This window comes from Pseudomonas sp. FW215-R2, from assembly GCF_058789255.1.
This window is the reverse complement of sequence record NZ_JBYTBO010000029.1, coordinates 61,081-68,155: the sequence shown is the minus strand read 5'-3', so window position 1 is coordinate 68,155 and position 7,075 is coordinate 61,081. Positions and strand designations below refer to the sequence as shown.

The window sequence follows — 7,075 nt, the reverse complement described above, 5'->3', positions numbered from 1 at the left end:
CCGCCGTACACCGAGATCTACACCTACGCCGAACAGAAATTCCAGCTGTTCCTGAACATCGGCAACTACACCATGCTCGGCGAAGACGAGCTGTACCTGTCGGCCTACCTCGGTTCGCTGAAGGTCGCGGCACTGAGCACGCTGATGTGCCTGGTGATCGGTTTCCCGATGGCCTACGCGATCACCAAGGCCAGCAAGGAAGCGCAAAACGTCCTGCTGCTGTTGATCATGATGCCGACCTGGACCGCGATCCTGATCCGCGTTTACGCGTGGATGGGCATTCTGAGCAACAACGGTCTGCTCAACGCATTTTTGATGTGGACCGGGCTCACCGATCACCCGATCGAGATCCTCAACACCAACACGGCCGTGTATATCGGTGTGGTTTACGCGTACCTGCCGTTCATGGTGCTGCCGCTCTACGCCAACCTGGTGAAGCACGACGGCAGCCTGCTGGAAGCCGCGCAGGATCTGGGCTCGAGCAACTTCAACAACTTCTGGAAAATCACCGTGCCGCTGGCCAAGAACGGCATCATCGCCGGCTGCATGCTGGTGTTCATTCCGGTGGTGGGCGAGTTCGTGATCCCGGAACTGCTGGGTGGCCCGGAAACCCTGATGATCGGTCGCGTGCTGTGGCAAGAGTTCTTCAATAACCGCGACTGGCCGGTGGCGTCCGCCCTGGCGGTGGTGATGCTGTTGATCCTGATTGTGCCGATTCTGCTGTTCAACCGCAGCCAGGCCAAAGAGATGGAGGCACGGGGATGAAACGCTTCGGATTTTCAAAGTTCATGCTGATCTTCGGCCTGATGTTTATCTATCTGCCGATGCTGATTCTGGTGATCTACTCGTTCAACGCCTCGAAACTGGTGACGGTCTGGGGTGGCTGGTCGGTGAAGTGGTACGTCGGCCTGCTCGACAACACCCAACTGATGGGCTCGGTGGTGCGCTCGCTGGAAATCGCCTGCTACACCGCGATCGCCGCCGTGGCGCTGGGCACCCTCGCCGCTTTCGTGCTGACCCGCGTGACACGCTTCAAGGGTCGTACGCTATTCGGTGGTCTGGTGACCGCGCCGCTGGTCATGCCTGAGGTGATCACCGGTCTGTCGCTGTTGCTGCTGTTCGTGGCGATGGCGCAACTGATCGGCTGGCCGCAGGAGCGTGGCATCGTCACGATCTGGATCGCCCACACCACGTTTTGTGCCGCTTATGTGGCGGTGGTAGTCTCCGCCCGCTTGCGTGAACTGGACCTGTCGATCGAAGAAGCGGCGATGGATCTGGGCGCGAAACCGTTCAAGGTGTTTTTCCTGATCACCATCCCGATGATCGCGCCGTCGCTGGCGGCGGGCGGCATGATGTCGTTCGCCCTGTCGCTGGATGACCTGGTGTTGGCGAGCTTCGTCTCCGGGCCTGGTTCCACCACCCTGCCAATGGAAGTGTTCTCGGCCGTGCGTCTGGGCGTGAAACCCGAGATCAACGCCGTGGCCAGCCTGATTCTGCTGGCGGTGTCGCTGGTGACCTTCCTGGTCTGGTACTTCGGCCGCAAGGCAGAAGCCAACCGCAAGCGGGCGATTCAGGAAGCCATGGATCAGACCGCCAACGAATCGTGGCAGCAACCGCAACCTCAACGAGTGGCAGCGACGGCCTAGGGCCGTCGCGTTTTACGGCTTTGCGCTTTTGCTTAAAAGCTTTTGAATAAAAAGAATGGAGTTTCACCGATGAAAATGTTTGGCAGGACTCTGCTGACACTGTCCTTATTGGGCGCAATCGCCACGGGCGCCCAGGCCAACGACAAGGTGCTGCGCGTTTACAACTGGTCGGATTACATCGCCCCGGACACCGTCAAGAAGTTCGAGGACGAGACCGGCATCCGCGTGACCTACGACGTGTTCGACAGCAATGAAACCCTCGAGGCACGCCTGCTCGCAGGGAAATCCGGCTACGACATCGTGGTGCCGTCCAACAGTTTCCTGGCCAAGCAGATCAAGGCCGGGGTCTATCAGACCCTGGACAAATCGAAGCTGCCAAACTGGAAAAACCTCAACCCGGTGCTGCTGAAAAACGCCTCCGCCAGTGATCCGGACAACGCCCACGCGTTCCCGTACATGTGGGGCTCGATCGGCATCGGCTTCAACCCGGCCAAGGTCAAGGAAGTGCTCGGCAAGAACGCGCCGACCAACTCCTGGGACCTGCTATTCAAACCGGAGAACGCCGAGAAACTGAAGGCTTGTGGCATCAGTTTCCTCGATTCACCGACCGAAATGATCCCGGCTGCCCTGCACTATCTGGGCTATCCGGTGAATGACAAGGACACCGCGCACATCAAGGAAGCCGAGGCGCTGTTCATGAAGATTCGCCCGAACGTGGCGTACTTCCACTCTTCGAAATACATTTCGGACCTGGCCAACGGCAACATCTGCGTCGCCGTCGGTTACTCGGGCGACGTGCTGCAGGCCAAGGCCCGCGCGGTGGAATCGGGCAACAACGTAGTGATCGACTACAGCATTCCGAAGGAAGGTGCCGGCAGCTTCTACGACATGGTCGCCATTCCACGCGATGCGGCGAACGTCGAGAACGCTTACCTGTTCATGGACTTCCTGATGCGTCCGGACATCATCGCCGAGATCACCAACAGCAACGGTTACAGCAACGCCAACTCGGCGGCGACGCCCCTGGTGGATGAAGCGATCCGCAACGACCCGGGCTCGTACCCGTCGCAGGAAGTGATGGCCACGCTGTATGCGGTGCCGGATCAACCGATTTCCACACAACGGATCATGACCCGGGGCTGGACCCGCGTAAAACTCGGCAAATAAACCTTACCGTGATCGTTCCCACGCTCCGCGTGGGAATGCCTCAATGGACGCTCTGCGTCCGCTTTGGGACGCGGAGCGTCCCGGGCTGCATTCCCACGCAGAGCGTGGGAACGATCAGACAGTCAGCGATCAGCCTTGAAAGTTTCCGTTCACGCAGCGCCTTACCACCGCTGCCCCCTGCTCTGAACGGCCTCACCTGGCTTCCTCGGTTCAGGTGAATTCAGGCGCCCTCGGGCGCCTTTTTTTGTGGGCTCAGATCAGCGGCCAATCGGCCAGTGCGCGGTAACGGCCCTTGTGGGATTCGAACAATGCAAAGCGCTCGGCCCGCAGGAAGAACTCCGGCGGCGTGGCGGACTCCGGTTCCGGCGCGCGGTAGTCGCGGGCCAGTGTCAGGTGCGGACGATACTCACGCGTCGTCTCTTCAAAGCCAAACGGCAACATCGCCTGCTCCAATGCATACACCAGTCGCAGCAATCCCTGCGGTGCCTGCTCCGGGGCCAGCGACAACACCCCGGCGCGGCGCCAGACCTGCAAACGATCCAGCGAAATCCTCAGCGCCTCGCCCGGCGTACTCACTTTGGACGCCGCCTCACAGACTTCTCCTATCTGCGCCAACGGCACCGCGCCGAGAAACAGCAGCGTCAGGTGGAAATTGTCTGCCGGCACCGGTTTACCGGTACGCAAACCCAGTTCGCCGCGCCACTGGGCAATCGCCTTGCGCTGTGCCGGCGGGCAGTCGAGGGCGAAGAACAGCCGCTTGAACGGTTGTTCGCCGTGCTTGTCATCCGTCATGGCCCCGCTCCCTTGTCGATGTCGATCCGTCGATTCTACACGGCCATTCCTGGCGACTCTTGGTGTGGGGTTTATAGTTCAACGATTGCCATCAACCGGAGGGCGTCATGCGCGAGATCCTCAGTAAAGAACCCTGGTGGGCTCGACCACCGAACCCGGGGCAGGATGAAAACGAGCTGGAATGGGGCTGGCTGGTGCATTACAGCGAGGGTGAGCCGCGTTTCGAGTTTGTTCGCGAGCGGCCGACGGACGAGCAGATTCGCAACCGCAAAGGCTGCCGGATCACCCCGTCGGCGGAGTGATCCGGCAGATATGCCTCAAGACTCAAGAATGTTCTTGAAGCCACCGAAGATCATCCGCTGCCCATCGAACGGCATCGGATTGACGTCCGGTTGCATGCGCGGGTCTTCCATCATTTTTCCCATGCCGGCGTCGCGGGTGGCTTTGTCTGGCCAGACCAGCCAGCCGGCCGACACGGTTTCGCCGTCCTTGAGTTTCACCGCCATCGGGAATGAGGTGACCTTGCCGTCCGGCACATCATCGCCCCAGCCTTGTACCACCTCCAGGGCGCCGTACTCCTTGAACAGTTTCTCGGCGATTTCGCAGTGTTTTTTGTACTGTTCGCGATTGGCGTTCGGCACGGGTGCGACAAAAACATCGATGTAAGCCATGGTCGTTCTCCTGCGGGTTTAGGGATCGATCTGCTGAGTAGTCGACTCAGGCGGCCGCCATTCGACAGGAGTGGCGCCCAAGCCGACCGACGGTTCATCACCTCCGCCCAGATTGCCTTCGACCTGCGCCGCCATGTGCAGCGTACCGGCCATCACGCCGGTGGTCGGGTTCTGCACCAGCTTCAGCCATGCCTTGTCGAAGGTGTTGCCCAGACTGCTGCGGATCAGCGCTTCGCTGTCGGGACGATCACTGGCCTGGAGGATGGCGCGGATGCCTGCCACACCGGCCGAGATCAATCCGCCGACGAGTTTGCCGGCCGCCGCCGCCACCGCGCTGGCGGCGCCACGCGGGGCCATTTCCGCCTCCATGCGCTGGCTGGCACGCTTGGCCACCGGGGCCATGCCCGCGTCGGTCGAGGCGATGCCCTTGGCCCCCCCTTCGATGTGGATCTTGTCAATCAACGCCGCGTAGGCCGGCAAGGTGTTCAGCGGTTCAGTGCTGACGATCTGATACAGCGAGGCATCCCGGGCCGGCGGCGGGCCGAGGGCAATGGCGGGGATTTTCTGCAAGTGCCCGTTGAGCTGGGCAATCGGCACGCCGTAGCGCTGGGCGATGACCGGCATCTGCTGCGCCATCAATTGCGCGTAGAACGCGGTGGACTGGCCGAGGATCGCGTCCGGGTCGATTTCTGCCGCGACGGGCGCCAGGACTCGCTCCTGATACTGCTCCAGCAAATAGGCGGCCAGGCGTTTGGACGAAGCATCCTGCTCGCCGCCGGCGCTGATGGTGTACCAACTGACCTTCATCGACAGCCATTCCTGGGTCCAGTAGCTGCTGAACCACGGGATGAATTTTTCTTCAGTTTGCTCATAGACGCGAATGCGCCAATGTTCCATTGAACCGCGAGCGAAAACCTTGACCTGCTCGGTGGACTGTCGGGAGGCCGTAACGATGTCCCGGTCGATCTGCTGCCAGGTAGCCGGTGAAACCACCACCGGCGGCGCGCTCGCCGGGCCCCGCGCCGTCGTCGCGCAGCCGGCCAGCAACATCAGTGCGGCGACGATCAGCGCACGCAGGTTCACGGTGGCGGTGTCCTTTTGTGGATCAGATCTGGAGGTAATGGTTTGAGTATAGGTGCGGGTTTCAGCCGTTTGTCCGGTTGTAGGGGGCTGCAATTCTGGCGGGCGATTTCAACATTCTTCCCAACCATCACTGACGTCGATGTTCACCATTACGACGATTGCCTTCCGCATCAAACGCGTCTGGCGCAGGATTTACCCATCCGAGACAAACACCACGAGGAGTTCACATCATGAGTCATACCGTCACCCTCGCCGTGAGTTTCCCGGTCTTCGGCAACAACTATTACGACCAGCACGTGGTGTCGCTGAAGACACAGCCGCTGGTGTTCAACGAAGATTTCGAAGATCTGCTGATGCCCGCCGCGAGTAATCATTTCAGCAATGAAGTGGTGGGCCTCAACGATCAGTTCCGCTTTCTGAGCGACATACTCGCCACCCATTTGCTGGACATCGAGGCCTCCGTGCCTGCGCGATCCAGCGTCCGGGCGAACGCTCATTTTTAATCGCTGTACCTGCTGTTCCCTTGAGGAACGGCCATGAAAAAGCCCACTGGCCGATTAGGCTCAGTGGGCTTTTTTTGTCAGCGCAGACGGACTATCAACGCTTCCAGCAATCGGCGTAGCGCGAGCAGACGTCGTACTGCTGCTCCATTTTCGCCATGCGGTCGAGGTGGCGATTGATGGTTTCGACCGTCACCGCTCTGTCGGTCTGGAAATAGAACATGACCATGGTTTTTTCCAGCTCCGCCGGCGCCGCGTTCATGGGTTTGGCGGCTTCGCCGGTTCCTGTCCACGCCTTCAATTGCTTGTCGTCCGCGCTACTCAGGCGTTTGCGGTATTCGTCGGTCGAGCGTTGCATCACCTGCGTCTTCTTGGCGGCGAAATCCTGATCGAACGCCTCAAGATTCTGGCGATACAACGTCCAGTATTCGTCCGGCAGATTGAAGCCCAGCTTGGCCTTGCGCTCGCTGATCAGTGAGTCGATTTTTTCCGGCGAGTTGCCCGCGACCTTGTCCCTGGTCGTGTCGGAGGTCATCCGGACGAACGTACTGCCAGCAATGATGCGATCCATCATCGCCGTGCGTTCCGGCGTATCGGGCAGCAGCGCGGGTGGTTTCGGAAAGATCGGGCTGCGGCCCTCACAAGCGGCAAATCCATCGCGCCTGATGGTGACGGGCGTACGTACATCCTTGCCATCAACCCGTTGCAGGCGCTGCATCAAGGTCAAGCATTGGTTGCCCTTGAGTTCGAAGGTGAGTTCATACTCCATTGCGCGCTCGGGTCTGAAACCGAATACCGCGCCACACACGCCATAGCCCACCTGGGTATTGACCTGCAGGAACACTTCCTTTTCGGGCGGCAATTTCACTTCAAGATAACCACGGGCCTTTTCCGGAGGCGCCACGGTCATGCCCACCCGCCGCGGACTGTCTCTGACAAATAAATTGTTCAGGATGCCAGTGGTCAGGCCATCGCAATGCTCGGCGTCGAAGTAATTGACGGTGGCATTGTCAGTGTTGGCCACAAAACGCATCTTGGCAGCGTCTGGCCCGGTGGCGTCCTGATAGGTCCCCGTCAGTGCACAACCACCAAGCCCCGAGAGGGACACCATCAAGCCGAAAAGCGCCGAAGAACGGCGAAGGAGCGAAGTGACTGGCATGTTCATCCTTGAGGGAAAGGCCGGGAAAAGCCGCGATGCTACTGAATAGCCACTATT

At 60.1% G+C, this 7,075-nt stretch carries 9 protein-coding genes; 5 read left to right on the top strand and 4 right to left on the bottom strand.

The window, feature by feature from the left end:
• The 3 genes from AC3WRD_RS27745 to AC3WRD_RS27735 all read left to right on the top strand — a co-directional run.
• A partial coding sequence (locus AC3WRD_RS27745) for an ABC transporter permease subunit (protein WP_102650870.1) occupies window positions 1-765 on the top strand: 765 nt, incomplete at its 5' end.
• Complete coding sequence (locus AC3WRD_RS27740) at window positions 762-1,646, top strand: ABC transporter permease subunit (protein ID WP_011333555.1); 885 nt, start codon at window positions 762-764, stop codon at window positions 1,644-1,646. The genes AC3WRD_RS27745 and AC3WRD_RS27740, both read left to right, overlap by 4 nt.
• A gap of 69 nt (window positions 1,647-1,715) precedes the next feature.
• Complete coding sequence (locus AC3WRD_RS27735; RefSeq protein ID WP_096822858.1) at window positions 1,716-2,813, top strand: polyamine ABC transporter substrate-binding protein; 1,098 nt, start codon at window positions 1,716-1,718, stop codon at window positions 2,811-2,813.
• A gap of 252 nt (window positions 2,814-3,065) precedes the next feature.
• Here AC3WRD_RS27735 and thpR read toward each other — a convergent pair whose 3' ends face one another.
• Window positions 3,066-3,605 carry an RNA 2',3'-cyclic phosphodiesterase gene (thpR, locus tag AC3WRD_RS27730; protein ID WP_102619607.1) on the bottom strand — a complete coding sequence of 180 codons (540 nt, stop codon included), beginning with the start codon at window positions 3,603-3,605 and terminating at the stop codon, window positions 3,066-3,068.
• A 107-nt stretch (window positions 3,606-3,712) separates the two neighbouring features.
• Here thpR and AC3WRD_RS27725 point away from each other — a divergent pair, with 107 nt between their 5' ends.
• A complete protein-coding gene (locus tag AC3WRD_RS27725; RefSeq protein WP_096822860.1) occupies window positions 3,713-3,907 on the top strand; it encodes a hypothetical protein in 195 nt (64 codons plus the stop codon).
• Between the two features lie 15 nt (window positions 3,908-3,922).
• Here AC3WRD_RS27725 and AC3WRD_RS27720 read toward each other — a convergent pair whose 3' ends face one another.
• A complete protein-coding gene (locus AC3WRD_RS27720) occupies window positions 3,923-4,276 on the bottom strand; it encodes a DUF1428 domain-containing protein (protein ID WP_102619606.1) in 354 nt (117 codons plus the stop codon).
• A gap of 18 nt (window positions 4,277-4,294) precedes the next feature.
• Complete coding sequence (locus AC3WRD_RS27715; protein WP_096822862.1) at window positions 4,295-5,359, bottom strand: hypothetical protein; 1,065 nt, start codon at window positions 5,357-5,359, stop codon at window positions 4,295-4,297.
• 230 nt (window positions 5,360-5,589) lie between these two features.
• Here AC3WRD_RS27715 and AC3WRD_RS27710 point away from each other — a divergent pair, with 230 nt between their 5' ends.
• On the top strand, window positions 5,590-5,862 hold the full coding sequence (locus AC3WRD_RS27710; RefSeq protein ID WP_096822863.1) for a hypothetical protein: 273 nt from the start codon (window positions 5,590-5,592) through the stop codon (window positions 5,860-5,862).
• Between the two features lie 94 nt (window positions 5,863-5,956).
• On the opposite strand, the gene AC3WRD_RS27705 is transcribed toward AC3WRD_RS27710, so the two are convergent.
• A complete protein-coding gene (locus AC3WRD_RS27705) occupies window positions 5,957-7,018 on the bottom strand; it encodes a hypothetical protein (RefSeq protein WP_255261974.1) in 1,062 nt (353 codons plus the stop codon).
• Window positions 7,019-7,075 lie beyond the last annotated feature (57 nt).